Annotated in this window: 25 protein-coding genes and 1 tRNA gene; 9 read left to right on the forward strand and 17 right to left on the reverse strand. The window is 67.2% G+C overall.

What is annotated here, in order from left to right; all coding sequences use genetic code 11:
- Window positions 1-103: 103 nt before the first annotated feature.
- From AC5RUU_RS00705 to AC5RUU_RS00720, 4 genes are read right to left on the reverse strand one after another with little or no spacing between them, the layout of a single operon-like run.
- Entirely contained in the window at window positions 104-1,066 is a 963-nt protein-coding gene (locus AC5RUU_RS00705) for an ABC transporter substrate-binding protein (protein WP_493973316.1), read from the reverse strand.
- Window positions 1,063-1,809 carry an ABC transporter permease gene (locus AC5RUU_RS00710; protein ID WP_493973317.1) on the reverse strand — a complete coding sequence of 249 codons (747 nt, stop codon included), beginning with the start codon at window positions 1,807-1,809 and terminating at the stop codon, window positions 1,063-1,065. The genes AC5RUU_RS00705 and AC5RUU_RS00710 overlap by 4 nt, the downstream gene beginning before the upstream one ends.
- On the reverse strand, window positions 1,806-2,534 hold the full coding sequence (locus AC5RUU_RS00715) for an ABC transporter permease (RefSeq protein ID WP_493973318.1): 729 nt from the start codon (window positions 2,532-2,534) through the stop codon (window positions 1,806-1,808). Before AC5RUU_RS00715 ends, AC5RUU_RS00710 begins: the two co-directional genes overlap by 4 nt.
- Window positions 2,534-3,634: an ABC transporter ATP-binding protein gene (locus AC5RUU_RS00720; RefSeq protein WP_493973319.1), complete on the reverse strand. Its 1,101-nt coding sequence runs from the start codon at window positions 3,632-3,634 to the stop codon at window positions 2,534-2,536. The genes AC5RUU_RS00715 and AC5RUU_RS00720 overlap by 1 nt, the downstream gene beginning before the upstream one ends.
- Before the next feature lie 246 nt (window positions 3,635-3,880).
- On the opposite strand from AC5RUU_RS00720, the gene AC5RUU_RS00725 reads away from it, so the two are divergent.
- Window positions 3,881-4,897 carry a pirin family protein gene (locus AC5RUU_RS00725; protein WP_493973320.1) on the forward strand — a complete coding sequence of 339 codons (1,017 nt, stop codon included), beginning with the start codon at window positions 3,881-3,883 and terminating at the stop codon, window positions 4,895-4,897.
- Window positions 4,898-4,934: 37 nt separating this feature from the next.
- Here AC5RUU_RS00725 and AC5RUU_RS00730 read toward each other — a convergent pair whose 3' ends face one another.
- Window positions 4,935-5,885, reverse strand: coding sequence for an N-acetylglucosamine kinase (locus AC5RUU_RS00730; RefSeq protein ID WP_493973321.1), 951 nt, complete (start codon window positions 5,883-5,885; stop codon window positions 4,935-4,937).
- 84 nt (window positions 5,886-5,969) lie between these two features.
- Window positions 5,970-6,944, reverse strand: a complete 975-nt coding sequence (locus AC5RUU_RS00735; RefSeq protein ID WP_493973322.1) for a LysR family transcriptional regulator — start codon at window positions 6,942-6,944, stop codon at window positions 5,970-5,972.
- A gap of 105 nt (window positions 6,945-7,049) precedes the next feature.
- Here AC5RUU_RS00735 and AC5RUU_RS00740 point away from each other — a divergent pair, with 105 nt between their 5' ends.
- Window positions 7,050-8,324, forward strand: a complete 1,275-nt coding sequence (locus tag AC5RUU_RS00740; protein ID WP_493973323.1) for an MFS transporter — start codon at window positions 7,050-7,052, stop codon at window positions 8,322-8,324.
- A gap of 115 nt (window positions 8,325-8,439) precedes the next feature.
- Window positions 8,440-8,943: an Lrp/AsnC family transcriptional regulator gene (locus AC5RUU_RS00745; RefSeq protein ID WP_493973324.1), complete on the forward strand. Its 504-nt coding sequence runs from the start codon at window positions 8,440-8,442 to the stop codon at window positions 8,941-8,943.
- A 17-nt stretch (window positions 8,944-8,960) separates the two neighbouring features.
- On the opposite strand, the gene AC5RUU_RS00750 is transcribed toward AC5RUU_RS00745, so the two are convergent.
- On the reverse strand, window positions 8,961-10,211 hold the full coding sequence (locus AC5RUU_RS00750; protein WP_493973325.1) for an MFS transporter: 1,251 nt from the start codon (window positions 10,209-10,211) through the stop codon (window positions 8,961-8,963).
- Window positions 10,212-10,380: 169 nt separating this feature from the next.
- Here AC5RUU_RS00750 and AC5RUU_RS00755 point away from each other — a divergent pair, with 169 nt between their 5' ends.
- The 3 genes from AC5RUU_RS00755 to corA all read left to right on the forward strand — a co-directional run bounded on the left by AC5RUU_RS00755 (window position 10,381) and on the right by corA (window position 12,386).
- Complete coding sequence (locus AC5RUU_RS00755; protein WP_493973326.1) at window positions 10,381-10,860, forward strand: Lrp/AsnC family transcriptional regulator; 480 nt, start codon at window positions 10,381-10,383, stop codon at window positions 10,858-10,860.
- A gap of 70 nt (window positions 10,861-10,930) precedes the next feature.
- Window positions 10,931-11,356 carry a DUF1761 domain-containing protein gene (locus AC5RUU_RS00760; protein ID WP_493973327.1) on the forward strand — a complete coding sequence of 142 codons (426 nt, stop codon included), beginning with the start codon at window positions 10,931-10,933 and terminating at the stop codon, window positions 11,354-11,356.
- A 34-nt stretch (window positions 11,357-11,390) separates the two neighbouring features.
- Window positions 11,391-12,386 carry a magnesium/cobalt transporter CorA gene (gene corA, locus AC5RUU_RS00765; protein ID WP_493973328.1) on the forward strand — a complete coding sequence of 332 codons (996 nt, stop codon included), beginning with the start codon at window positions 11,391-11,393 and terminating at the stop codon, window positions 12,384-12,386.
- A gap of 24 nt (window positions 12,387-12,410) precedes the next feature.
- Here the strand turns inward: corA and AC5RUU_RS00770 are convergent.
- From AC5RUU_RS00770 to galU, 4 genes are all read right to left on the reverse strand, one after another.
- A tRNA-Ala gene (locus tag AC5RUU_RS00770) sits at window positions 12,411-12,483 on the reverse strand.
- 131 nt (window positions 12,484-12,614) lie between these two features.
- Window positions 12,615-13,523 (reverse strand): hypothetical protein, encoded by a 909-nt coding sequence (locus tag AC5RUU_RS00775; RefSeq protein WP_493973671.1) that lies wholly within the window; start codon window positions 13,521-13,523, stop codon window positions 12,615-12,617.
- Window positions 13,524-13,628: 105 nt separating this feature from the next.
- The gene (locus AC5RUU_RS00780) at window positions 13,629-14,249 is read right to left on the reverse strand and encodes a GNAT family N-acetyltransferase (protein WP_493973329.1); all 621 of its coding nucleotides are present in this window, start codon (window positions 14,247-14,249) and stop codon (window positions 13,629-13,631) included.
- A gap of 5 nt (window positions 14,250-14,254) precedes the next feature.
- Window positions 14,255-15,160 (reverse strand): UTP--glucose-1-phosphate uridylyltransferase GalU, encoded by a 906-nt coding sequence (gene galU / locus AC5RUU_RS00785; RefSeq protein ID WP_493973330.1) that lies wholly within the window; start codon window positions 15,158-15,160, stop codon window positions 14,255-14,257.
- Between the two features lie 109 nt (window positions 15,161-15,269).
- On the opposite strand from galU, the gene AC5RUU_RS00790 reads away from it, so the two are divergent.
- The 3 genes from AC5RUU_RS00790 (at window position 15,270) to AC5RUU_RS00800 (ending at window position 17,127) form a co-directional block, all read left to right on the forward strand.
- Complete coding sequence (locus AC5RUU_RS00790; protein ID WP_493973331.1) at window positions 15,270-15,890, forward strand: 5-formyltetrahydrofolate cyclo-ligase; 621 nt, start codon at window positions 15,270-15,272, stop codon at window positions 15,888-15,890.
- A 116-nt stretch (window positions 15,891-16,006) separates the two neighbouring features.
- Window positions 16,007-16,279: an FmdB family zinc ribbon protein gene (locus AC5RUU_RS00795; protein ID WP_493973332.1), complete on the forward strand. Its 273-nt coding sequence runs from the start codon at window positions 16,007-16,009 to the stop codon at window positions 16,277-16,279.
- Between the two features lie 110 nt (window positions 16,280-16,389).
- Window positions 16,390-17,127 carry an RcpC/CpaB family pilus assembly protein gene (locus AC5RUU_RS00800; RefSeq protein ID WP_493973333.1) on the forward strand — a complete coding sequence of 246 codons (738 nt, stop codon included), beginning with the start codon at window positions 16,390-16,392 and terminating at the stop codon, window positions 17,125-17,127.
- Window positions 17,128-17,162: 35 nt separating this feature from the next.
- Here AC5RUU_RS00800 and AC5RUU_RS00805 read toward each other — a convergent pair whose 3' ends face one another.
- The 6 genes from AC5RUU_RS00805 to AC5RUU_RS00830 form a co-directional block, all read right to left on the reverse strand.
- Window positions 17,163-21,365, reverse strand: a complete 4,203-nt coding sequence (locus tag AC5RUU_RS00805; RefSeq protein WP_493973334.1) for an AAA family ATPase — start codon at window positions 21,363-21,365, stop codon at window positions 17,163-17,165.
- A gap of 129 nt (window positions 21,366-21,494) precedes the next feature.
- Window positions 21,495-23,084, reverse strand: a complete 1,590-nt coding sequence (gene guaA / locus AC5RUU_RS00810; RefSeq protein WP_493973335.1) for a glutamine-hydrolyzing GMP synthase — start codon at window positions 23,082-23,084, stop codon at window positions 21,495-21,497.
- A gap of 115 nt (window positions 23,085-23,199) precedes the next feature.
- The gene (locus AC5RUU_RS00815; protein WP_493973336.1) at window positions 23,200-23,712 is read right to left on the reverse strand and encodes a DUF3817 domain-containing protein; all 513 of its coding nucleotides are present in this window, start codon (window positions 23,710-23,712) and stop codon (window positions 23,200-23,202) included.
- Complete coding sequence (locus tag AC5RUU_RS00820) at window positions 23,709-24,560, reverse strand: SURF1 family protein (protein ID WP_493973337.1); 852 nt, start codon at window positions 24,558-24,560, stop codon at window positions 23,709-23,711. Before AC5RUU_RS00820 ends, AC5RUU_RS00815 begins: the two co-directional genes overlap by 4 nt.
- A gap of 70 nt (window positions 24,561-24,630) precedes the next feature.
- Complete coding sequence (locus AC5RUU_RS00825; RefSeq protein WP_493973338.1) at window positions 24,631-25,119, reverse strand: PTS sugar transporter subunit IIA; 489 nt, start codon at window positions 25,117-25,119, stop codon at window positions 24,631-24,633.
- 39 nt (window positions 25,120-25,158) lie between these two features.
- Complete coding sequence (locus AC5RUU_RS00830) at window positions 25,159-26,898, reverse strand: glycerol-3-phosphate dehydrogenase/oxidase (protein ID WP_493973339.1); 1,740 nt, start codon at window positions 26,896-26,898, stop codon at window positions 25,159-25,161.
- Window positions 26,899-26,921 lie beyond the last annotated feature (23 nt).

Below are 26,921 nucleotides of genomic sequence, written 5' to 3' on the forward strand. Positions count from 1 at the left end.
CGACGCCCACACACGGACGACGGCGGCTGCCGGACTTCGGGAGGTCCGGCAGCCGCCGCCGTGGTCGCCAGCCGCTATGGCACCTGTGAGGTGCGGAAGGCTCCTACTTGAGGATGCCCTTTTCCTTCAGCCAGGCTTCGGCCGCTTCCTTGGCGCCCTGCTTCTGGCTGCCGCTGACCGCCCGGTTGAGGTTGACCAGGTCCTCCGTGGTCAGCATGCCGGAGACGTTGTTGAGCGCTTCCTTGGCCTTGTCAGTCATCTTGGCCTCGTTGTATAGCGGGATGACCTGCTGGGCGATGAAGTTGTTCTTCGGGTCCTCGAGGACCACCAGGTCATTGTCTGCGATGGACGGGGTGGTGGTGTAGATGTCGGCCACCTGGACCCGGTCCTCCAGCAGCGCCTTGAGGGTGAGCGGACCGCCGCCATCGCTGAAGGGCTCCAGCTTTCGAGGCTCGCAGTTGTAGTTCTCCTTCAGGCCGGGCAGCCCGTAAGCACGTTCGGCGAACGTGGCAGGAGCCCCGACGGTGATCTCACTGCAGACCTTGGCCAGGTCCTCGATGGACTTCAGCTGGTACTTTTCGGCCGTTGCCTTGGTCACCACCATGGCGTCCTTGTTCTCCGCTTTGGACGCGTTCAGCACGGCCAGCCCCTCAGGCAGCTTGTCCGGAAGCGCGCCGGCGATGTCCTCCGCCGATTCCTCCGTGGCTTCCTTGTCGACGTGCAGCAGCAGGTTGCCGGTGTAGTCGGGCACAACATCAACCGAACCGTCCTGGACTGCCTTGAAATAGACCTCGCGGGAGCCGATGTTCGGCTTGGTGGTGGCGGTGACGCCGGCGGCGTTTAGTGCCCCTGCATACAGTTCGGCGATGATCTGGCTTTCCGGGAAATCGGCCGAACCGACCACCAGGGACGTTGCTTCACCGGATGCTCCGGCGGTGGTTGCCGGAGGGTTGCTCAGGGGATCGGACGAACCACCGCAGGCGGACAGCGCCATTGCCAGGCCAAGTCCTGCGGCCAAGCTGCCGAAGGCCCGCCTGCCCAGGCGTTGGTGATGGCTTTGTTTCATGGTTTACCTCCTTGGACAACAGTCTCCGTGAATACGGGGTCTGTGAGATCGGCCGCAGCCTGCTGGCTGCGGCGGGACTGCCCTGCTGCCCCTCGTGTCAGGAACAGCCGCTGGAACAGGGACAGGACAAGGTCGACGGCGATGGCCAGCGCGGCAATGAGCAGTGATCCTCCCAGCATCTGCGGGAAGTCGCTCAGGACCAGCCCATCGAAGAGGTACCGGCCCAGGCCGCCCAGGTTGATGTAGGCCACCACGGAGACGGTGGCAATCACCTGCAGCACGCCGGTGCGGAAGCCGCCGAACATCACCGTCAGGGCGTTGGGCAGCTCGGCGCGGAACAGGACCTGGAGCTCTGTCATGCCCACGGCACGGGCGGCGTCCACCACGTTCCGGTCCACGCTGGAAATTCCGGCGTACGTCCCGGCCAGGAGCGGGGGCACGGTCAGGATCACCAGTGCCCATACCGGGGGCATGAGGCCGATGCCGGCGAGCAGGACGAAGAGCGTCAGCAGGCCGAGTGTCGGCAGGGCCCGGAGTGCCCCTGCCAGCGCCACGATGGCCACCCGGCCCCTGCCGGTGTGCCCGACGTACAGGCCTACCGGCAGGGCGATGGCCGCTGCGATCAGCATCACCAGGCCCGTGTACTGAAGATGCTCGCCCAGGCGGGCTGGAATGCCTGTGCTGCCGTTCCAGTGCTCCGGGTCCGCAAGCCAGGCGAAGGTATTGGTGAAGACGTTGCTCACGCGTTCCCACCTCCGAACTTTGGTGCGGCGAACCGGCCGGCCGCAACTGCCTCTTGTGTCCCGCCGCCAACGGGTTGCGGTCCGCGCCGTTTGCCGGCCCGCTCCCACGGCGTGAGGATGCGCTCCAGCAGGACCAGGAACGCATCCATGACCAGCGCCAGGACCAGGATGGCGATGATCCCCACCACCACTTCGGTGACAAAGTCCCGCTGCAGGCCGGAAGTGAACAGCATGCCCAGGTTCCCAATGCCCAGGAGGGCGGCGACGCTGACCAGGGAGATGTTGCTGACGGACACCACCCGCAGGCCGGCGAACAGGACCGGAAGGGACAGCGGCAAGTCAACGTGCAGGAACCGTGCCAGCGGCTTGTACCCCATGGCGACGGCGGCCTGGCTGATGTCCGCGTCCACGGAATCGAAGGCGTCCAAGGCGGCGCGGACCAGCAAGGCGATGGCGTAGATGGTCAGGGCAACCACCACGTTGAGCGGATCCAGGATCCGGGTGCCCAGGATGGTGGGAAGGATGATGAACAGGGCCAGAGACGGGATGGTGTACAGGAGCGAGGATGCCGTCAGCACCACTGAGCGGAGCGCGCGGTGCTGACGGGCGAGCTGGGCCAAAGGAATGGAAATCAGCAGCCCCAGGACCATGGGCACGATGGCCAGCACCATGTGCTGGCCGGCCCGCTCCAAAACCATTCCGCTGTTGGCGAGGAACCACTCCATCAGAGTGCGGCCTGCCGCAGCTGGCGTGCTTCCTCGATCAGGGCGAGGATTTCGCCGCCCCGGATGGCGCCCAGGACTTTGCCCTCGGAATCCACTGCCACGCCCAGGCCCGACGGCGACGACAAGGCCGCGTCCAGCGCCTTGCGAAGGCTTTCGCCGGGCCGGAACAGCGAACCGCCCGGGATGAGTCCTGTGTCGGTGCCGGGGGTCGACCAACCCAGCGGCCGCATGTCCTGGTCCACCACAAGCTGCCAGCCGCCGGCGGTTGCCGGATCGGAGCCGTAGCCGGACGGGCCGCGGACAATGGTCGGCACCGGATGAAGCGTGACGCCGTCGGACGGGGTGAATCCCAGGTGGCGGAAGCCCCGGTCCCGCCCCACGAAGGAGGCCACGAAGTCGTTGGCCGGTGCGCGGAGGATCTCCTCCGGGGTGGCGTACTGGGCGAGCCGTCCGCCCACGGCGAAGACCGCCACCCTGTCACCCAGCGTGGTGGCCTCATCAATATCGTGGGTGACAAAGACGATGGTCTTGGCGAGATCCTTCTGCAGCCGCAGCAGTTCCTGCTGGAGTTCATCGCGGACAACCGGGTCCACGGCGCTGAAGGGCTCATCCATGAGGAGGACCGGCGGGTCCGCTGCCAGGGCCCGGGCCACCCCGACGCGCTGCTGCTGCCCGCCGGAAAGTTGGGAGGGATACCGCTTGGCCAGGGAACGGGCCAGGCCCACCACGTCCAGGAGTTCCTCGGCACGTTTGCGGGCCTCGGCCTTTGACACCCCGTTCAGCCGGGGCACGGTGGCGATGTTGTCCAGCACGGTGCGGTGCGGCAGCAATCCGGAGGACTGCATCACATACCCCATGGAGCGGCGCAATTCGGCAGCCGGCACGGAAGTGACATCTTTGCCGCCCACCGTGATGGCGCCGCTGGTGGGCTCCACCATCCGGTTGATCATCCGCAGGGAGGTGGTCTTGCCGCAGCCGGACGGCCCGACAAACACGGTGATGGCGCCTTTTGCGATGGACAAAGAGAGATTGTCCACGGCCGGCTGTGCGCCGTGGTACTGCTTGGTAACGCTCTGGAACTCGATCATCGCCTGGTCCATGGTGCGGGCTTACCTGTTCTGTTGGACGGCATCTGAATGCACACGACATTGTCATCAGCACGCTGATAGTTACGGTAGCCCAAACCGGAGCCGGCATCACCGGCGGTGGCACCTAATCCCGGCAAAAGGATTCCCTACTGTGACCATTCGGAGCCGCCCAGGGTTCGGACGGGCGTTCCTTCCGCCGGGACCAGCAGGATCGGGGCGTACCGACCGGTTCCGCCCGTACCGGCCTAGAGTTGGAGGGTGACCAACTTGGAAATATCACCGCAGCAGGAAATCTGTCCGCCGGCGGGCGCCGAAGGGACTTCGGGCCCCTGCCTGCAGCTGTGGCCCGAACGCGAAGTGCCGCTGGGCGGCGTACGTGCCATGAACGTCCGCCGCACCCTGCCCCAGCGCGGCCTGCCCACCATCGGTGCGTGGTGCTTCCTGGACAGTTTTGGCCCGGACCGGACGGCCATGTCCGTCCTGCCCCACCCGCACATCGGGCTGCAGACGGTGACCTGGCCCCTGGCCGGGCATGTCCGCCACCGGGACAGCGTAGGCAGCGACGTTGTGGTCCGCCCCGGCGAGCTGAACATCATGACTGCGGGGCACGGGGTCTCGCACTCTGAGTTTGCGGTGCTTCCGCACGCCGGCGGGGAACTGCCGCTGCAGCGCGGCCTGCAGCTGTGGGTGGCACTTCCCGACGGCGAGCGGCACCGCCCCCCGGCCTTTGAACAGCACCGCGAACTGCCGCAGGTCAGCAGGGACGGATTCACCGCAACGGTCATGGTGGGAGAGCTTGCCGGCGTTGCCTCCCCAGCCGTGATGTACTCGCCGATCGTGGGCGCGGACGTGTCCTGTGAGGGGGCCGCACTGCTGCCACTCAACGAGGACTTTGAGCACGGAATCCTGGTGCTCGACGGCGGGCTGGCGCTGGACGGGCAGGACCTTCCTCCCGGACCGCTGGGCTACCTGGGCACCGGCCGGCAGGAACTCCGGCTGCAGGCCCTTCCCGGCACGCGCTTCCTGCTCATCGGCGGCGAGCCGTTCCAGGAGGAACTGCTGATGTGGTGGAACTTCGTGGGCCGCACGCACGAGGAAGTCGAACAGGCCAGGGAGGACTGGGAAGCGCAGGCCGCACTTCCAGAAGGCGACGCACCTTCTGCCCGGTACGGACTGGTTCCGGGCCACGGTCCCGATGCCGGCGCCGAGGCCGGCCGCATCCCGGCTCCCCCGCTGCCGGCGGTACGGCTGACGCCCAGGAAACGCGCGGTCTGATCCCCGGCGGCCGGGCGGTCGGACCCCCGGGCCGGTGTCAGGCCGGCTCGGCCACCAGCTGCAGCACCCCAAACACCGGTTCCTGGTCCAGTACCCGGACGTCTGTAACGCCCGCGCTTCCGAGGTGCTGGCGGAAGGACTCCTGCAGGGGTGCCACGTTCATTCCCAGCCCGCCGCCCAGGATGACCGGGCCCTCAAGCCCAAGCTGGCGGAGCACCTGCAGCGACAGCTCCGCAAGATCCCGCCCGGCCCGGTCCAGCATGGCCTGGCTCCCGGCGTGTCCGGCCGCTGCCGCCTCCACCACATGGCGGGCCTGCTGCGCCCAGAAGCGCCGGCCGGTGTCCGGGGAGTGGAACAGCGCGATGAGCCGGTTGGGATGGTCCACGCCGCAGGACTGCAGAAGGGCTGCGGTGAGCTGGTCGGCGGGCAGTCCCTGGTTCATCCGCCGGAGGCTGTGCCTAACGGCTTCGCGGCCCAGCCAGTATCCGCTGCCTTCATCGCCCAGGAGGTACCCCCAGCCGCCCGCCCGGGCCTCGCCGCCGTCGGCGTTCCTGCCCCAGGCGGCGGATCCGGTTCCGGCGATCACTGCCACGCCGGTGCTGGCATGGCCGGCTGCCAGCAGGAGCCGGGAGTCGTGGACCACTGTGACGCGGGCGCCTGGAACGTGGGGCTGGATGAGCGCGGCCAGGGCGGCCGCGTCCTCATCCGTGTCAATCCCGCCGGATCCCGCATACACCTGGGACACCGTTCCGCCGCCGATCCGGCCAAAAAGGTCGGCAATGTTGCGGGCAGCCTCGTCGCGGCTGACGTTCTGCACATTGGAGCTGCCGGCGGACTCATCGGCAACCGGCACCCCGTCCTCGAACCGGATGCCGTGCGTCTTGGTGCCGCCGATATCCAGGCCGATCACGACGCCGGCCGGCGGGTTGGGTGCGGACGCCACGGGTTCACCCGCGGGCAGGGCAGAGGGGTTTTCGGTGTTCGTCACGTCACAAGGGTACTGGCCGGAACAGATGCGGCGGCCCGTCCACCGGGGCGCCGCCGTGGTCCAGTTGCTCCCAGAGGCTCCGCCTCAGCCCGTGCGCTGCCTGACCAGCCCGGCCAGCAATTGGGGCCCCTGCCCAACCACCATGTTGCGGAAGAGGCGCACAGGCACGGGCTCGGCGTCGGCCTTCCTGCGGCGCCAGCTGAGCCCCACCTCCCGGAATGCAAGGGGCGAGTCGAGGGGAACCTCCACCCAGCCGAGGTTTCCCGTTTCCGGGCTGACGGTCCGGCCCGGCGCGTCCCTACCCGGCGGCAGGATGCTGACGCCCAGCCCGGCGGATACCAGGCCGCGGACCGTATGCGAATCCTGGCTTTCGAAGGCTATCCGTGGCCGGTACCCCGCCTCGCGGAACAGCGCATCAGTCATCGAGCGCATGCCATACCCGGGCTCGAGCGCCACAAAGGGGTCCTTCCTGATGTCCGCCAGGACCGCGGTCGGCCTCCCGGCAAGGGGATGGCTGTGGTGCACCACGAGGCGCAGCGGTTCACGGTACAGCGGGGCGGACTGAAGGTCCCTGCCCTCGGAGGCCACCGGGGCAGTGAGTGCCAGGTCGGCCTCCCCGGCCGCCAACTCCTCCAGGCAGGCATTCCTTGAGCCCTGGCTCAAGGTGAAGACGGCACCCGGATGCCGGCTTCGGAAGGCGCTGATCAGCAGGGGCAGGGTGGCCTCGCCAAAGGTGTGCTGGAATGCCACGGAAATCCTGCCCCGGACCACCTCCGATTCGTCACGCACCAGATCCAGCCCGGCCTGGAATTCCGCGAGCGCCTGCTCGATGTAGGGCAGGAGTGTCCTGGCTGCCGGGGTGAGCCGGACTCCCCTGCCGTCCCTCACCAGGAGTTCTGTACCGACCGCGGCGCTGGCCCGCGCCAGGGCCCTGCTGACCGTGGACTGGGGTACGCCGAGGAGTTGGGCCGTTTCCGTGACGTGCTGGGTGCGTCCCAGCTCGGCCAGCACCGGCAGGAGCGGAAGAAGCTGCGCCAGCTGCTTGTGGTCTGCCTGCATGCCTTGCGCCCCTCGCTACCTCGTTGGAAAATTATCCACTGCTGCTATCAGTCTTCCATGAATAATGCATTGGAGACATGTGTAGGGCCGGGCTACCCTTACAAAATGCCCTCCGAAGCAAGCGTGACCGGCAGTGATTCGCTCTCCCGCTGGGACGGACACACCAAGGGGTCCCGCGCATATGGCCGGATCCTTGCCGGCCTGTCCTTCGCGGGGGTGGCCACCTTTGCGCAGCTCTACTCGACGCAGGCCGTCCTGCCCCTCCTGGCGTCCGACCTGCGCATCACCGCGGCCGAGGCCGCGCTCACCATCTCGTTGGCCACCGTGGGCCTTGCCATCACGGTGATTCCGTGGTCCTTCCTCGCCGACAGGATTGGCCGGGTCAAGGCAATGGCCTGGGGCATCTCCATCGCCACGGTCCTTGGCCTGCTGGTTCCGCTGTCCACGGGCTTCGGCATGCTGCTGGCCTTGCGGCTGCTGGAAGGAATGGCCCTGGGCGGAATTCCCGCCATCGCCATCGCCTACCTCAATGAGGAGGTGACCAAGGCCCACGCGGCGCTGGCCGCCGGCAGCTATGTGGCAGGCACCACGCTCGGTGGCCTCGCCGGACGGCTGGTGGCCGGGCCGGCGGGCGAATTGTGGGGCTGGCGGGCGGCCACCCTGTCCGTTTCCATCCTGGCCACACTGGCCGCGGTCGCCTTCCTGGTCCTGGTGCCGCGGGCACGCGGTTTTGTCTCCTCACGGGCAGCCGGCCTTGGCGGTGCACTCCGGACTCTCGGCGGGCACTTGCGCAACATCCGACTGCTGGCCCTGTACGTGCAGGCGTTCCTGATGATGGGCGGCTTCGTGGCCGTCTACAACTACCTGGGCTTCAGGCTGTCCGGCGAACCCTTCAGCCTGCCCGGGACACTGATCAGCCTCATCTTCCTGGCGTACCTGTCCGGGACGGTGTCCTCGCGCTGGGCCGCCGGGCTGACCATGCGGTTCGGGCGGCGGAACGTCCTGCTGGCGGGGCTGGTTCTTTCGACGGCGGGCCTTGCGTTGACGTTGTCGCCCTACCTCCCGCTGATCCTGGCGGGCCTGGTGGTGTTCACGGGCGGTTTCTTTGCCGCGCACAGCATCGGCGCCGGCTGGACCGGAGCCATCGCCAGCACGGGCCGCGCCCAGGCGGCGTCGCTGTACAACCTGGCTTACTACCTGGGATCAAGCATCATCGGCTGGGCCGGCGGGCTCCTCTTCCAGTCCTACGGCTGGGTTGCCCTGGCGGTGTCCGTGATGGTCCTCGCCTGCCTGACCGGGGCCGCCGTCGCCCTCGTGCATCCTCGAGGGGAGCAGCCGCACGCCGAAGCAGCCGCGCCGGCCTCCCATGAGGCGAATTAACTGCTTGGGACACCGGGGCCGCGGGCGCTGATATTCGGCGGGACGCGCGCGTACGGGCGTGTTCGCGCAGTTTCAGCGGTCTAGGATGAATGAAGGACCGTTGGAAGGAACAGCCGTGAGCATGAATGCCAGGAACACCAGGCCGGGAGCGCACATGGAGCCGCTGGACGCCATCGACGAGCGCCTCCTGGCTGCGCTGGTGGCTGACGCCCGGATTTCCAACAAGCAGCTGGCAGAATTGGTCGGCATAGCCCCCTCCACTGCGCTGATGCGCACCCGTGCCCTCTCCGAGCGCGGCATCGTCCAGGGCTACGAGGCCAAACTCAGCCTCTCCGCCATCGGCAGGTCCGTGCAGGCCCTGGTTGCCGTGCGGCTCCGCGCCCACGACCGCGACCAGATCGACCGCTTCACTGCCCGCGTTCCGCACCTGCCGGCCGTGCTGTCCACCTTCCACACCTCAGGATCGGTGGACTACCTGCTGCACATCGCCGTCGGAAGCACCGAGGACCTGCGGGACTGGGTGCTGGACAACCTGGCGACGGACCCCGTGGTGGGGCATACCGAGACCACCCTGGTGTTCGAACACATCCAGGGCAACCGCGGGCCACTGCCGGACTGAGTGCGTGCCCCGGCTGGCTAACCGTTCCCGCCGTGCCGGCGCACTGCCCGGACCAGCGTCAGGCCGGCCAAGGCAAGCGCCGCGGTACCGCAGGCCAGGACAAAACCGCCCACGGCAACTGCCTGGCCAACCACTCCGGCAGCCCAGCCCAGCCCAAGGACCGGGACGGCACTGCCCAGGTAGGTGATGACGTAGACAGTGCTCACGGTCTGGGCGTGGCGGGAAGGCTCCACCCGGGCGGCGACCTCGTTGAACGCGGTCCGGAATGCCAGCCCCTGCCCGGCCCCGGCAGAGACTGCAGCCAACACCAGCAGCAGCGGGCTGTGCCATGCTCCGGCAACGCCCAGCAGGAAGACCGAGCCGCCCAGGACCGCCAGTCCTGCCGGGACCGTGTAGCGGCCGCGCACTGTCAGCAGCTGGCTTCCAGCGGATGCCCCGAGCGGCAGGGCGGCGAGCAGGCCAATCAGCGGGCGGGACTCCGTGCCCAAAACCTGGCCGAAGTAGCCGGGCGCCAAGGACAGGCAGAAACCGAACACGGCAAAGCTTAGGAATCCGACGGCGGACGCCAGCCAGAAAGCGCCCCGCGCGTTCCGCGACACGGCCAGGCGCCGCGGCGCCAGCGCCTGCAGCGGCCGGGACGCGGCCGGAAGCATGATGGCGGGGCGGGCCCGGATCAGGTACAGCGGCACCAGGAGGGCCGCGAGCATCACGGCGTACACGGAGTAGGGAGCGGTGGTGGCGCCGGGCAACAGGGACAGCAGCCCGCCGAGAACCGGCCCCGCGGCCACTCCCCCGGCAGACGCCAGCAGCGTGAAACGGGATGCCCACTCCGGACGGGACGGCAGCAGCTCGCGCAGGGCAGCCGCACTGGCGCCCGTGGCGAGTGCCACGGCGATGCCCTGCAGGGCCCGCCCGGCGCAGAGCGCCGCGAGCGTGTCCGCAGCGGCGAACACCCAGCCTCCGGCCAGGCCCGTCACCACTGCAAGCAGCAGCGCAGCGCGGCGCCCGATGTGGTCCGACCAGTGCCCGGCCAGCATCAGTGTAGCCACCAGGGATAGGACGTAGCTCGCGAACGCAGCCGACACGTCCAGCGAGGACAGCCGCAGTTGCGCCTGCAGGAGCGGATAGAGGGGCGTGGCCAGGTTTGCTCCCACCAGCAGGACGAAGATGACCGAACCCGCCATCACCAACCGCGCCGTGGTGGACGCGTCCCACCCGGTTCCCGCAGCGGGGGCCGGGCGCATCCGGAGTTCACTGAAGACCGTCAAGGTGCCGCCTTTGGTTCTGCCGCTGCCGGGTGGTCCTTGTGGGGCCCGGCGCGGAGTTGATACGCGATGGCTCCAGAATGAGGCATCGCTGCTCTGCTGATCCGATCTGCATGGAAGAATTGAGCAAGATCATCAAAACTTCCGGGCTTCTGTGATGGAGAGTGACCATTTGAACAATCTCGACCCGACCGACCTGAAGATCCTCCTGGCACTGATCCGCGACCCCCGGATCCAGATCGGAGAGTTGAGCGATTCTGTGGGCGTGGCCCGCAACACTGCCCAGTCGCGGGTCCGCCGGCTCATCAGGGCTGGAGTGCTGCGTCCGGGAGGCCGGGAAGTGGACCTGGAGGCGGTTGGCTATGACGTGGCGGCCTTTGTGACCATCGAAGTCTCACACCGTGAACTGGACGGTGTGATCGCCGCGCTGCGGCTGATCCCCCAGGTCCTGGAAGTCCACGAAATCTCAGGACGCGGCGACGTCTGGTGCCGGGTGGTGGCCACGGACACCCATAACCTGCAGGCTTCGCTGCGGCAGGTCCTGCGGATCAAGGGCGTCATCCGGACCGAAACCGTGCTGGCCCTGCACACCCACATCCACTACCGGACCGAACCCCTGATCAGCGGCCTCGCCAAGACCCCTGCCGGTTGACCATGGGTTGCGCGCGCGGCGCCGGACCCACGTGCCGTCCCCCGGCAGCCGGACAGCTAGGATTTCTTGAATGGATTGGCTCACTTACGTCTCACAGATCAATTGGTTCGCGGTCCTGCTTGCCTTCGCGGCGAGCATGGCAATCGGCTTCGTCTGGTACATGCCGGCGGTGCTGGGCAACCGGTGGATGGCCGCCATCGGCAAGACCGAGGACGACCTGAAAGACCTGAGCGGCGGAGCGGGCATCTGGCTTCCCATGATGGCGGCCTCGGCTTTGACGGCCATCCTCCTTGCGGTGCTCATCAGCAAGCTGGGGCTGGATAATGCCCTGGCGGGCGCGTGGTTCGCCCTGGTGCTGGGGCTTGTCTTCCGGGCCGGCGGCCACGTGATCCACAACGGCTTCGCAGGACGCCCAGCCGCGGTGACGCTGATCGACGCCGGCCATGACCTCCTGGCCATGGCCGTGTCCGGAGCCATCATCGGAGCAATGTCCTGACCATGGTGCACACGGACAGCAAAGGCGCGCCCGCATGACCATCATCGATAACGCCGTCTACGTCCACGGCGTCCGGCACGCCGAGCCGGAGAGCCTGGAGCAGACCTTCGAGACCCTGGCGCACCACGGCGGGATGGCCTGGATCGGGCTGTACCGTCCTACCGCCCAGGAAATGGCCGCTGTGGCAGCCGAATTCGGGCTTCACGCCCTCGCGGTGGAGGATGCCATCTCCGCGCACCAGCGCCCCAAATTGGAACGCTACGAGGACAATCTCTTCACCGTCCTCCGGCCGGCGCGGTACCTGGACGCCAGCGAGACCGTGGAGTTCGGCGAACTCCACATCTTCACCGGCAAGAACTTCGTAGTCACGGTGCGGCATGCCGAGACGGGCGGCGTGGCGCGGGTCCGGAAACGTTTGGAGGCCAGGCCGGACCTTCTCCGCCACGGCCCGGAGGCAGTGCTGTATGCCCTCCTGGACGCGGTGGTGGACGACTACGCCCCCGTGGTGGCCGGGCTTGAAAACGATATCGATGAAATCGAGGATCAACTCTTCAGCGGCGATTCGACGGTGTCACGGCGTATTTATGAGCTGGCCCGTGAGGTGATCCAGTTCCAGCGGGCGATCCACCCGTTGCCGGAAATGATGCACCAGCTGAAACGGGGGTTCGAGAAGTACAGTGTTGAAACCGAGCTCCAGCACAGCCTGCGGGACGTGGAGGACCACGTTGAACGGGTCATTTCCCGGGCCGATTCCTTCCGGGACCTGCTGCAAAACGCCCTGACCCTGGACGGCACGCTGACGGCCAACCGGCAGAACGAGGCCAGCGCCCAGCAGAACGAGCAGGTCAAGAAGATTTCCTCATGGGCTGCCATCCTGTTTGCGCCCTCATTCGTGGCCGGGATCTACGGCATGAATTTCGATCACATGCCCGAGCTGCACTGGGCCTATGGCTACCCGATGTCAATCGGGCTGATGGCAGCCATAGCGGTGGCCATGTACGGCATCTTCAAGAAAAAGGGATGGCTGTAAGGCGTGGGAAACCGGCGAAAAAAGTGGAGCTAAGGAGATTCGAACTCCTGACCTCTTCGATGCGAACGAAGCGCTCTACCAACTGAGCTATAGCCCCGGAACCGACCGCTTGGCGCTGGTGCTGGACCGGTGACCCTAGGCTACAAATTTTCCAGCCCCAACGCCAATCCGCCGCGCGTGCGAGCCTCCGGACCCAAGCGGGCCACGCCGTCGTGCGGCATCTGGTGGCTAGGCGCGGCGGCGCTGCAGGACGTCGTCGAGGTTGCTGAGGGCGCTCTGGGCCTTGCTGAGTTGCGGGGCTTCGGCGGGGGCGGTGACGGGTGTTCCTGCGGCGCCTTGCTTCAGGGAGGGCTTGCCCACGGCTTTCGGAGCAGCCGGCAGCGCGAGCGGCTCAGGCTCCGGACGCTCAGCCTTTGCGGCTTCAACATACACGGGTTTGGGAACCTCCACCGGCTCCCAGGGCGCTCCGGCAGGAGCCCCCGACGCCGCTGCTGCCGCGCTCGTGTCGCCCGCAGCCACGGCAACAGCCAAAGCTGCCTCGCGCAGCTCCTGGGCTGTCAACTGCTGGACTTTCGGCTGCTGGGCTTCCGCGTCAAAGAGCGGGCTTTCCCGGCGTGCGGGGGCGGCTTCGGGCTTCGGTGGAACGCGTTCGGCCACCCGGGGCATCACCGGCGGCGCACTCATTGCTGAGCGAAAGGCGGCGTTGACCTTAACCTTCCGGTCCCGGACGGCAAGCCAACGCAGGATGGCGATAGACACCGCCGTCAGCGCCGCGGACGCCAGCGGGAGGAAGGGCGAGCCCAACCCAAAAGGCAGCAGGATGGCGGTAAAAAGGGCCGTTAGCAGGGACAGGAGTCCGCCAAGCGCCAGCGCGGTGCGGCCGTAACGGATCCGGAGCCGTCCCGCGGGGACCGGACCGGCAGCATTGGCGGCGGGTCCGGCGCTCTTCCTGGCATCCATGGGCTTCTCCTGCTGGGCGGTGACATTCAGTACCAGACCGGTTGGCTGATCCGGTTTTTCCTCGGCCGGGGTATCTGCCGGGAAATCACCGGCAGGCTGGAACTGGTGCCGGTGGTTCCGGAGGACGTAGGGCCCAACCCACACAATCCAGAGCACGACGGCAACCACAAGGATCACTGAGCTGCTAAGGGGGAAGTCCACACTCAAAACCGTATGAGCATCCCGGGCCTTGCCGCGGCATTCGCCCCGGTGTGTCGCACCGCCGCTCGCAAATGACTGGATTTATGACGGCCGGGAGGCAAGCCAGCGCGTCAGCAGCCCCTCCGGAACCTCTTCGGACGTGAGTGCGAACGACCGGTGGTCGGCCCATTCGCCGTTGATATGCAGGTACCGGGGGCGGTATCCCTCATCCCGGAAGCCCAGCTTTTCCACCACGCGCAGGCTTGGGCCGTTTTCGGGGCGGATGTTGATTTCCATGCGATGCAGGCCCAGCGTCTGGAAGCAGTGGTCAGTCACGAGGGCCACGGCAGTGGGAGCAATACCGCGCCCCGCCTTGGCCTGGTCCACCCAGTACCCGAGGGTTGCCATCATGGCCGACCCCCACACGATGGATGACACAGTCAGCTGGCCGATAATCACCGGATTGCGGATGCCCGGCACCCGCTCGGTGATGAGGAACGGCAACGCCGTGGCCTGTGCCGCCTGGGCATTCAACGACCGCACCATTTGCCGGTAGTCCGGCAGGCCCCCGCGCGGGTCCGGGTTTGAGGCCTCCCACGGCGCAAGCCACTGGCTGTTGCGGGAACGGACCTCCGTCCACTCTTTCTTGTCCCGGTACCGGATGGGACGCAGGACCAGGTCACCGCACTCCAGCGTCACAGGCCAAATGGGACCAAACCGCACGGGTACTACTTGGACAGGCCGTCAGTGAACCCCGGCAGCCATTCACGCAAGCCCGGGCCCAGGTCTTCACTGTCGATGGCGAGCTGGACGCAGGCCTTGAGGTAGCTGAGTTTGTCGCCGGTGTCGTACCGGCGTCCCCGGAACACCACGCCGTAGACACCGCGACCTTCACCTTCACCGGATGCGAGCTCCTGCAAGGCGTCCGTCAGCTGGATCTCGCCGCCGCGTCCAGGGCCGGTGCGCTCCAATACCTCGAAGACGGCGGGATGCAGCACGTAACGGCCGATGACGGCCAAGTTGGACGGCGCTTCATCCGCGGACGGCTTCTCAACCAGCCGGTTGACGCGCACGTACGCTTCGCCGTCGATCTCCTGGATGTCGGCGCAGCCATAGGCGCTGATCTGTGCCGGTTCAACTTCGATGAGCGCCACGACCGACCCTCCGGTCTTGGCCTGCACGTCGATCATGGTGCTGAGAAGTTCGTCCCGGGCATCGATGAGGTCATCTCCCAACAGCACGGCGAAGGCTTCATCGCCAACGTGCTGCTTGGCCCGCAACACCGCGTGGCCCAGGCCGTTGGGGTCGCCCTGGCGCACATAATGGATATCGCCCAGGTTGCTGGCTGCCTGGATGGATGCCAGCTTCTGTGTATCCCCCTTGTCGGCGAGCGTGGACTCCAGTGCCGGGACCCGGTCAAAGTGGTCCTCCAGCGCACGCTTGTTCCGTCCGGTGATCATCAGGACATCGTTCAGGCCCACCTGGACGGCTTCCTCGACGACGTACTGGATGGCAGGCTTGTCCACCACGGGCAGCATTTCCTTGGGCATGGCCTTGGTGGCAGGAAGGAACCTGGTGCCCAGTCCGGCAGCGGGGATGACGGCTTTGCGAACTCTCGGGTTACTGGTAGTCACCGGACTAATCTAACGTCAGCGTCAAGCATTCAGTAATCACCGGGCCGGCAGCCAGCCGCACCGGAGCCGGCGAACGAACCGCCACGGCGGGTAATAAAGGAGACACGCAATGCCTCAAGAGCCAAACACCGCCAAAGACGGCATCCGGGCGGCCCACCGCCGACGGAGGGCCACGCGCAGCCCGGCTGAGCTGGAAGCGGCGGGTGCTGCGCTGGCACTCCATGGTGCCGCCTGGGCTGAGGCGGTAGCAGGCGGAAAACCGGCCATGTTCTGCGTATACCTCGGCACCGGGGTTGAGCCGCCCACCCTGCCCCTGATCGCCGCCCTCCACGGCAACGGCCACAGGGTGCTGCTTCCAGTCTGCGAACCCGGCAGGGAGTTGAGTTGGGTCTTCTGGAGCCCCGACAGCACGCTTGAACGCAGCAGGTACGCACCCATACTGGAACCGGCCGGCCCGCGTCACGGACCTGACGTTGCGGGCGAGGCCACGGCGCTGTTCATCCCGGCCACCGCCGTGGATGTCAACGGCAACAGGGTGGGCCAGGGCGGCGGTTACTACGACAAGTTCCTGGGCCACCTCGCCACTGCCGGGAAGGAAATTCCGCTGGCCGCCGTTATCTATGACGATGAACTGCTCCCGGCGGGCCAGATTCCCGCCGAAGAGTTCGACCGTCCCGTTCCCGCTGTCCTGGTCCCGTCCGGGCTGCGACCGCTGGGCAATGTCGCGTAGGCTCCGGCGGGGCAGCCGCGAGGGGATGATAGAATTAGCACTCAGGCCCTGCGACTGCTAATGGATTACCAGGTGGCAGCACGGGACCTCTCGTTTGCCCAAGAGGAGGAGCACCAGTGCCAACATATGCTTACGCCTGCAAGGATTGCGGCCACGCCTTCGACATCGTCCAGTCGTTCTCGGACAGCTCACTGACGTCGTGCCCCGAATGCCAGGGTGCTTTGCGCAAGAAGTTCAACAGCGTAGGCGTCGTGTTCAAGGGATCCGGTTTCTACCGCACCGATTCCCGGGACTCAAAGGGCAGCACCGTTTCCGCTGCGCCGGCCTCCTCCACGCCCGCCGCGTCCACGGCCCCCTCCGCTCCCGCTACCGCGGCTGCCGCCAGCTGATTCCGGCTTTCGCCGTTACGACGGCGGCCCTGCAGCCTATCGTCCGGACGTTGTCCACATAGGCGCAGGGCCGCTGTCTTTTGCGTTTCCAAGGCACCTAGCGTGGCAGCATGCCCGCACAAACCCTCCAGCCCCACCGGGAAGCTCCCGGGTTCCTTCAACGCCGCCGCCGGCCTGTGTCCTCCGGCCGTTCGCGGTCCCGGCGTCCCGGTGCAGGGTTCCCGGGCTGGTTGAGCCGTAACCGCCGTCTTGCCGTGGCATTGCTGCTGTGTGCCGCGGCGGCACTGAGCGTCCACCAGCTCACCCCCGCCCCCGCTTACACCGTCACCGCCCTGGCCGCCGCCCGGGACCTGCCTGCGGGCGCAGCAATGGCAGCGTCCGACATTCACCAGGTCCAGGTTCCGCCGGGCATGGTTGGGGAGGGTGTCCTCCGCGAGCCCGGCGAAGCAGCAGGCAGGCAACTCGCGGCTCCGCTGCGCAAGGGGCAATTGTTGGCTGACGCCCAGCTGCTGGGCCCCGGCCTTCTCACCGGCAGCCCTCCCGGCTCAGCTGCGGTACCCCTGAGGATGGCCGACCCGTCGTCCATCCAGCTCGTCTCCCCCGGGCAGCTGGTCAACGTGGTGCTGACCGCGGCCAATGGATTCGACCAGCAGGAACCGTCCCAGGTCCTCGCCTCGGGAGTGCCGGTGCTGTGGACCTCCACAACGGGCGGGCAGGGCGGCCAGTGGCTCGGCACCCAGGAGACCGACGGGCTGATTGTTGTGGCCGCCAACTCGGAACAGGCGGCCCGGCTGGCCGGGGCATCCACCCAGGGCAAGCTGTTCTTTGTCCTCGTGGGACACCCGTGACCAGCCTCTGCCCTTCGGGGCCGGCGGCAGGAGGACTAACCCCAGTGCGGCGGTTTCTGTTCCTTCAGCCAGGCATCATGGTCATTATCCTTGTCGCCCCAAGCGCGCGGATCATCTTCGGAAGCCGTCGTGGGCAGGATGCCCCCGGCAGGCTTGTGCCCCGCACGGGGGGCCGGGGCGGCTGCAGTGTCCGCAATCCCCCGGGCTTCCGGCGCCGGCAGTTCACTCTCAGTGCTGTTTTGCTCTTCTTCGCTGGCCACCTGGCCCGCCTCCTTGCTGTCCTGTCCGTCCCGGGCAGCCGCGGCCTGATGGCCCGCACGTCGTGCGGGGACGTGGCCGGCGCGCCGTCCGGAAGCCGGGCCGGGGAAATTAGTGACGTTCGATGCCGGGGCGGGCTCCGCAGCGGCATCGATATCATTCAGCGCCTGATCGACGTCGTCGTCAAGGAAGCCGGTGGACGTCGCAGCACGCCCCGGGAGTACAACCTTTTCCAGGCCGAGGTACTTGGCGATCCGGTCTGCGCAGGCGGACGGATCGGTAAACACCTCGATGGTCCACAGCGGCATGTACCGCCAACCCAGCCGCTCCAGCATCTGGGGCCGCAGCCGGCTCCGTTCGCGGACACTCATGGTGCGGTACTGTTCGGTGCCGTCGGACTCGATGGCCACCGGCCAGGGCAGGTCGGCATCGTCCTGGCCCATGGTGCTGAGCGGGTCGGCGGCAGCCACCACGTCAATCGCGCCGTCATACTGGTGCCAGACCCGTGCCCCGCGTGCACGGAGCCGGTCACCCAGGTCCGCAACGAGCGGATCGGCACCGAGTGCCTGTTCGCTGGCGGCGGCGCGGGACGCGGGCGTGCCAAGATCGGTGTTGCCCGAAATTTCACGGTCCAGCAGTGCGTAGAGATCCACGGCCCCGTGCGTCAGCCGGGTGTGGTCCAGGTCCTCGGGCCGGAAGCACGTCAGCACGTGCATCGAGCGCCGGGCACGGGTCATGGCCAGGGCAAACTTCTCCCGGCCTCCCTCGGCAGAGAGCGGTCCGAAGCTGTGCAGGGCGCGCCCGTGCGGTGTCCGGCCGAAGCCCGGCGAGAAGATGACATGGTCGCGCACCAGGCCCTGGGCACGTTCCAGGTCCACAACCCGGAAGGACTCCGGGCCGGCGCCGAAGAACCCGGCCAGGCCCGGATGGTTGGGCAGTTGGAGCCGGATGGACTCACCGATGCGGGCAGCGTGCCGAAGGCTCGCGGTCACCACGGCCAGCGAGGTGCGGGGACGCATCCGCGCGTGCTCGAAGACCAGCTCCACCACCCGGTTGACCTCGGCCACCACGGATTCAACGCCTTCGTGGTCGGCGCTCGGAAGCCCGGTCCCGTCGGGCAGGTATTCGACCAGCAGGGACCGGTCCAGGCCCGTGGCAGACTGGCCTTCCGGCAACCGGCGGAGACCGCCGTCGTAAAAGTTCTTGCTCAGCTGCAGGACCAGGTCCTCGTCCACCGCACGGTAGACGAAATTCAGCCGCCACACCGGCAGCACGGCGGACAGTGCGGTGAACCCGCTCTCAACCCGCTGGTGCGCGGATTCACCGGGAGCCAGGCGTTCCACACCAACAGTGAAGGTGCGGGGGCTCGCAATGCGGGCGTCGCCGAAGGCTATGACCTGGCGGGCGCGGGCGATGGACGGCAGCACCGCCTGCAGCGACGTGGCTTCGGCGTCGAGGATGACCACCGCGTCGAAGTGCTGTTCTGCTGGCAGCAGGCCGGTCATGAGGTAGGGGCTGACGGACCAGACCGGAACCAGGGTGCCGATCAGGTCCGGGGCCTGCGCGGTCAGCGCCGGAAGCGACACCCGGCCGTCCTTGAGCAGGCTGCGGAGGAGGTCTGCCTGGCGGGGATGGTCCGCGATAGCGGTGCGCCAGCGCTCGGCAAGGTCCCAGCGGAGCCGCGCGGCGCCGCTGGCGATGTGTGCATTGTCGGCCAGCCGGTATTCGGCTTCCAGCTGCCGGAGTGCGTCGCCGTCGGACATGGCCAGGTAGTCGTCGCCGCTGATCATCGCTTCAAGGGCCGACTGCCACCATGCCAGTTCCAACTCGGCTGCGACGGAGCCTGCAGGCACCTCCCGCTCGGCCAGGTCGGCCAGAAGCTCCCCCAGCCCGTGCTCGCGCATGTTCTCCACCAGGAGGGTGCGTTCCGGCAGGGTCTTGAGCGTGTCGGTGTCCGCCACCAGCCGCTCAAGGCGTTCCATGAGTTCCTCGTACCGCACTGTGGAGAGCGCTCCGCCGGCCTCGGTGTGCTTGAGGGCCTCGCCCAGCTGGCTGAGCTGGCTGTCCAGCTCCCGGTACATGGCGTTCATCTCGGCGAGTCCGGAGGGAACGGCCGGGTGCCGCTGGGTGGTGGCGTAGCCGGCCCAGAGGGCACGCTGTTCCTGGACAAGCACCAGTGAGCTGTGCAGATCGGCGATGTGGACTCCTGGCCGGACATACTCCTTGGCCACCCTGCGCAGCCGGGACCGCTGCATGGAGGTCATTTCGATGCCGCGCTCCCGCCGCCAGGCAGAGGGGGCGGTGGCGGAGATGAGGTCCGTCACCGGCCTGTCGAAGATGTCCGGGGTGAACTTATCCAGGCTGCCGCGCACGGCCACCAGCAGCTCCAGCTGCTCGCCCCACTCAGCGAAGGATTTCCCCAGGCGGATCTCGGCGTGCTCGGCAACCGCGTTCATACGCTCCCGCAAGGCCGGCAGGCTCTTCGCCACCGATCGGACAAGTTCCTGGGCCTCCTCGGTTTCCTTGCGGGTGAGGAGCCGGGCGCCGTGCCACGGGCTGGTGGTGGCGGCCTTGCTGAAGCTGCCAAGTTCCGCCGCCCTGCGGAGCCTTCCGGCGAGTTCGTCGCGGTCGCGGATGCTGTCCAGGACGCTCCGCTTAAGCCGCACGGTCGTGGCGGGTGCCGGATGGATGGAAGTCAGTTCGGCCAGTGACTGCATGGCCTGGTAGGGCGAACAACCCCAGCGCTGGCGGACATTGTGCAGCGACGCCACGTGGTCCATCAGGGCGTGGCGGTGCTCGGTCAGGGTGTTATGGAGGTTTCCGAGCTGCGGTTCCAGCGACTTTTCGTTGCGGACGATGGCCCGGACCAGCTGGCCCTTCAGCTGCTGGGCCGTCACGTTCCCTGACAGCTGGAACAGGATTGACTCGAGGCCAAGCGACTCCAGCTGGCCGGACACCTCGTTGAGGCTGGCGCGGCGGTCCCCAACCACCAGGACGGTCTTCCCGGCATCCACCAGGGCGCCGATGGTGTTGATCGCCGTCTGCGTCTGCCCGGTGCCTGGCGGGCTGCTGACCACCAGGGAGTCGCCGGCGCGGGCGGCGTCGATAACGTACTGCTGGTCCGTGTCCGCATCGAGCAGGAGCAGTTCGTCCTTGGGGTGCCTGCTGTCCAGCGGCGGGAAACGGGAAGGATCCGGCTCCTCGACGTCCACTACTTCTCCCCCGGCTGCGGTGGCCAGGGCGGACACAATCGGGTTGCTGTCGTTGATCCACGGGTCATCGAGGTTGCCTGACAGGTCCGCGAAGGTTGACACGAGGAGGTTGTGCTGGGCTTCAGCGCCGTGGATGGGACGGATCAGGGTGCCCAGGCGGTCCAGCACCGGCTGGGGGTCGAAGCGGGCGGTGCTGTAGGCAAGGCGCGTGACGGCGTTGACGTCGAAGACGATGCCGTGGATGTTTTTCAGGTGGCGCACCAGTGCCGGGTTGATATGCGCCTGTTCGGTCAGCTGGAGCTCGTAGTCGTCCTCCCCCGGGCGAACTGTCAGGGAAATGGCGGTGAGCATGACGGGCGCCGATATGCGCTGCGGCTTGCCGCCGACGGCGGACGTCCACACCACGGTGCCTGCGGACAAGTAGCCGGCGTCGATGCCGCGGTCGTTGGCGAGTTCGAAAATCTTGGATCTGATGTTGCGCGAGGCCCGTGCCGCAACCACGTACTGCTGCCGGTCCCGGATCAGGGTGGACAGGCGTGTGCGGCGCCCGGCCATGAGCTGGGCCAGGCCGGACGGGTGGGCGTGGGTCAGGTCAATGGAGCCTTCGGGGGTCTTCGTGAAGCGCAGCATCGTGTCTGCACCCGTGACGGGTTTGAGCCCGGACAGCCATTTACGAAGCTCCTCCGAGCCTTCCGGGTGGCCTTGACCAACTGACACTACTGCCTTCTTTTCTGCGCTTGCACGTGACGCCCTGGACCATACCGGCATAGGTTCGAGCGTAGCCGCTTCGGCGCCGGACTCGAGAGACCGCAACACCGGAGTCCCCGAAACTGCGGAGATTCATCCTCGAAACAGAAGCGGCCGGCCTCCTTTGACGGAGGCCGGCCACTCAGGATGCTATTCCCACTCGATGGTTCCCGGCGGCTTGCTGGTGACGTCCAGCACCACCCGGTTTACGCCGTCCACCTCGTTCGTGATCCGGTTCGAGATCCGGGCCAGGAGGTCGTACGGAAGCCGCGACCAGTCGGCCGTCATGGCATCCTCCGAGGAGACCGGGCGGAGCACGATGGGGTGGCCGTAGGTACGGCCGTCACCCATGACGCCAACGCTGCGGACGTCGGCCAGCAGGACCACCGGCATCTGCCAAACTTCGTTGTCCAGGCCGGCTGCGGTGAGTTCGGCGCGGGCGATGGCGTCCGCCTTGCGCAGCAGGTCCAGGCGTTCCTTCGTGACTTCCCCGACGATCCGGATACCCAGGCCGGGACCGGGGAACGGCTGGCGTCCCACGATCTCCTGCGGCAGCCCCAGCTGGGCGCCGACCGCGCGGACCTCGTCCTTGAAGAGGGCGCGCAGCGGTTCGACGAGCTCGAACTGCAGGTCCTCGGGAAGTCCGCCCACGTTGTGGTGGCTCTTGATGTTCGCCGCACCTTCGCCGCCGCCGGACTCGACGACGTCCGGGTACAGGGTGCCCTGGACCAGGAACTTGATTTTCTCGCCATGCGCGGCGGCCTCGGCGATGATGGCCAGTTCGGCTTCCTCAAAGGCACGGATGAATTCGCGGCCGATGATCTTGCGCTTGGTCTCGGGATCGCTGACGCCGGCGAGGGCAGACAGGAAGCGTTCCTGTTCGTTGGCGACATAGAGCTTCACGCCGGTGGCCGCAACAAAGTCACGCTCCACCTGCTCGGCTTCGCCTTCGCGGAGCAGGCCGTGGTCAACGAAGACACAGGTGAGCTGGTCGCCCACGGCGCGCTGGACCAGGGCAGCGGCGACGGCCGAATCCACGCCGCCGGAGAGGCCGCAGATAACGCGGGCGTCGCCCACCTGCTGGCGGATGCGCTCCACCTGTTCCTCGACAATGTTGCCGGTGGTCCAGTTCGCCTCGATCTTGGCGCAGTTGAACAGGAAGTTCTCAAGCACCTGCTGGCCGTAGGCGGAGTGCTTGACCTCGGGGTGCCACTGCACGCCGAAGAGGCCCCTTTCCTCGTTGGCGAAGGCAGCCACTTCGGCGCCCGCCGTCGTCGCCAGGACCTCAAAGCCCTCCGGCGCCCGGTGCACGGAGTCGCCGTGGCTCATCCACGTCTTCTGGTGCTGGGGCATGCCTTCCAGGACGGAGCGCCCCTCGCCGAGGATGGTGGTTTCCGTGGAGCCGTACTCCCGCAGCCCGGTCTTGTCCACCTTGCCGCCGAGGGCGTTGGCCATGGCCTGGAAGCCGTAGCAGATGCCGAAGACCGGAACACCTGCCTCGAACAGGTCGGCGCCCACGCTCGGGGCGCCGTCAGCGTAGACGCTGGACGGTCCGCCGGAAAGGATGATGGCGGCCGGATTCTTGGCGAGGAGCTGCTCGGTGGAGTAGGTATGCGGAACCACTTCCGAATACACGTTTGCTTCCCGGACGCGGCGTGCAATCAGCTGCGCGTACTGGGCACCGTAGTCAACTACCAGCACCGGCTTCTGGGAAGTCTGGGATGCAGTGGGAGTAGTCACCGTAATAGCCTACTTTGCGCCGTTGCACCGGCGCACCTTGAGAAGCTGCGCTGTGACGGAGCAGACGTTCGACGCCGGCGGCCGCCTGGGCGCCGGGCCTCCGGTACCGCTGCGGCTAGTACCGCTGCGGTGCCTGCGGGTTGGCCGCGAGTTCAGCCTCGACTTCGGCGTGGAACTTCTTCTCCACGATGAAGGACAGGAACGGAACCACACCGCCAAGAGCCAGCAGGACCAGCTTGAGGAAGGGCCAGCGCATGAGCGCCCACAGCCGGAAGTTTGACATCAGGTACACCACGTACATCCAGCCGTGCACGATGAGGACGGCGACGGACAGGTTGACACCGTTGAGCACCCCCGGCGGCTCCGCGTCGGCGAACCCGAATCCGAAGGGCTGCCCCGTGACCGCGTTGGTGCCGCCGGCGAACAGGTACTGACCGAAGCCGTACCGGGCCACCAGCTCGGCGCAGAGCAGGAGCAGCATCCCGCCGGTGAGGTAGGCCAGCACTTTGTAGAACTTCAGGGCCGAGCGGATCTGCTTCTCGGTACCGCCGAAGCGCCGCTTCTTGCCAGGGCTCCTGCTGCCTGTGTTCCCGCCTGCGGCGGGAGTGGCCGGTTTCGGTTCAATCATGGCTGTACCCTTTGCTGGTTCGGTTCGGATTGCTGTTCAGGCGCCGGGGTTGCGGCATCGTGTTCTGCCTCGAGGCTTTCCTCGAGGTCCCGGTGGTAGTCGTCCTTGACCAGCCGCCACCAGATGAAGAGGGCAAACCCGGCGAAGACCACCCATTCCAGGGAGTAGAAGAGGTTGAGCCAGTTGATTTGCTGCCCGGGCGGCTGCGGACCGATCTCCAGGGGCAACAGCCTGCCGGGGACGGCGGCGGGGCTGACATCCACTCCTCCGGCCACCTCGGCGGTGGCGGCAACGAAGCCAGGGTAGCTGCTGACCTCCCAGTAGTTGATGAGCTCCGCCACGGAGACGGCGGTGGCTTGGCCCGGCTGCGGCGCGGTGTTGGCGAGGGGGGCTTCGGACGGCAGGAGCCGCCCGGTCAATGCGATAAGGCCCGACGGCGGTGCTGCCGCGTCCGCGGGGTCGGCCACCCATCCGCGGGCCACCGGAATCCAGGTTTGCGGCGAGGCAGCGGCACCTGTCAGTGCGGGGGCTCCTTCGACGGCGAAGGCGGAAACCACCCAGTAGCCGGTTTTCCCGTCGTGCAACCGGCCCGGGACCAGGACCTGCTTGTCCGGGTCGTAGGTGCCCTGGGCACTGACCATCTGGTCGGCGTCACTGCCGTGGAAGAACTCGCCCGGCTGAAGGGTTTCGGTCAGCGGCCGAACCTGCTCTGTGGCGGGGTTGACCGGGGCCTCGGGCTGCGTGGAACGCCCGAACTGCCACTGGCTGAGCAGCACGAACACCCCGGAAATGGCGATCGCAAAGACAAAGCCTGCGATCCATCGGGGTTTAAGGGCAGTTTTCCACACGTCTTAACCGTACTTCGTACCTTTGTAGAACAACTAACGCGGACGCGGACCCGGGTCCGCCCGGGCCGGGTCAGTGGTCGAAGAACACCAGGCTGGAATTTATCAACTCGGCGATGACCTCGGCGTCGTAGGCACGGCGCAGCGATTCGCGGAACGATTCCTTGGACAGGGACCGGGCCAGGGTTGCGAGGACTTCGAGGTGGTCGGAGAAGGAGCTTGCCGGGGTGGCGATGAGAAGGATCACGCTGGCAGGCCCGTCCACGGCACCGAAGTCCAGGGCATGGCCGTACTTGGCGATACCCACGGCAATCGAGGTCCGGGAAACGAACTCGCTGCGCGCGTGCGGCAGTCCGATTCCGCCCGGGAGTCCGGTGGCCAGCTGGTGTTCACGGGCGTTGACGTGCTCGAGGAAGCCTTCCAGGTCCGAGACACGCCCCGCGGCGTGCAGCCGTTCGGCGAGCTGGGTGGCGGCGTCGGCCTTGTCCGATGCCTCCAGTTCCAGGATCACCATCTCGGGGGTGGTGAGGTCGGCATCATACCGGTCAAGTGCTTCCGCCAAGGCGTTTCCCTTCAGTCGGCAGTACGGGGCACCGGCCCCTCAGCGCAAGGGCACGATGTCTTCCACGCCCAGGCGGGCGGCGTCTGCGGATTCGTCGTCCGGCTGTTGCTGGCTGAGGCGTTCGGCCTCCACGCGCGCGATGTAGTGCCGCACCTCATTTTCGCGCTGCGCGTCGCTCCAGCCAAGGACGTCACCCATCAGTTTAGCGACAACCGGGACGGCGGACACACCGCGGTCCCAGGCCTCAATGGAGATCCGGGTCCTCCTGGTCAGCACGTCGTTGACGTGCCGGGCCCCCTCGTGGGTGGCAGCGTAGACGGCCTCGGCCTGGAGGTAGTCGTCAGCTCCCGGAATCGGTTCAGCCAGGGCCGGGTTCCCTTCGATGATCGCCAGCACCTCCGGCGTCAGGGACCCGTACCGGTTGAGCAGGTGTTCGATCCGGGCCACGTGCACGCCTGATTCCTCGGCGGTCCGGTTCCGCCGGTTCCACGCGGCCCGGAAACCGTTGGCCCCGAGCAGCGGGATGGTTTCCGTGCAGCTTGGCGGAACCCGCTCATCCATGGTGCGGGTGGCCTCATCCACAGCATCTTTGGCCATGACCCGATAGGTGGTCCACTTTCCGCCGGCCACAACGACGAGGCCGGGGACGGGGTGCGCCACCACGTGTTCACGGGACAGCTTGGCGGTGGAGTCGTTCTCGCCGGCGAGCAGGGGCCGCAGCCCGGCGTACACGCCTTCCACGTCCTCCCGAGTCAGCGGCCGCTTGAGGACCCGGTTCACGTGCTCGAGGATGTAATCGATGTCCTTGCTGGACGCGGCGGGGTGGGCCTTGTCCAGGTTCCAGTCGGTGTCCGTGGTGCCGATGATCCAGTGCCGTCCCCAGGGTATGACGAACAGCACCGATTTTTCGGTGCGCAGGATCAGCCCCACGGTTGACTGGAACCGGTCGCGCGGCACCACCAGGTGGATGCCCTTGGACGCCCGGACCTTGAGCTGGCCGCGTTCGGTCACCATCGCCTGCGTCTCGTCGGTCCAGACCCCCGTGGCGTTGATGACCTGTTTGGCGCGGATGTTGAAGCGGCTTCCGTCCTCGTGGTTCACCACCTTGGCGCCGACAACGCGTTCGCCTTCGCGGAGGAAGTCCACTACTGCCATCTGGTTCACGGCGTGGGCACCGTAGTACGCGGCGGTCCGTACAAGGTTGGCCACGTATTTGGCGTCATCCACCTGGCCGTCGTAGTAGCGGATGGAGCCAACGAAGGCATCGTTCTTGAGGCTCGGCGCGGCGCGCAGCGTGCCCCGGCGGGACAGGTGTTTGTGGAAGGGCACTCCGCGGCTGTGCCCGCTGGAGATGGACATGGCGTCGTACAGCGCGATGCCTGCCCCCACGTACGGCCGCTCGATGAAGGGTTTGGTGAGCGGGTAAAGGAAGGGCACCGGGCGGGCCAGGTGGGGTGCCAGCTCTGAGAGCAGCAGCCCGCGTTCCTGCAGGGCTTCCTTCACCAGCCCGAAATCGAGCATCTCGAGGTAGCGCAGGCCGCCATGGATGAGCTTGGAGGACCGGGAGGATGTGCCCGCTGCCCAGTCGCTGGCCTCAACGATGCCGACAGTCAGCCCGCGCGTGACGGCGTCAAGGGCTGCTCCCGTTCCAACGATGCCGCCGCCAACAATCAGGATGTCCAGTTCCCGGCCAGGTTCCGAGGAGGCCCGCAGCCGCTGGATGGATGCTTCCCTGGCTTGTGGGCCAAGGGCCCCGTTGTGTGCCGGATCAGTCTTCATTGAACGCCTCCGCTGCCTCTAGT

Source organism: Arthrobacter sp. K4-10C, assembly GCF_059090085.1.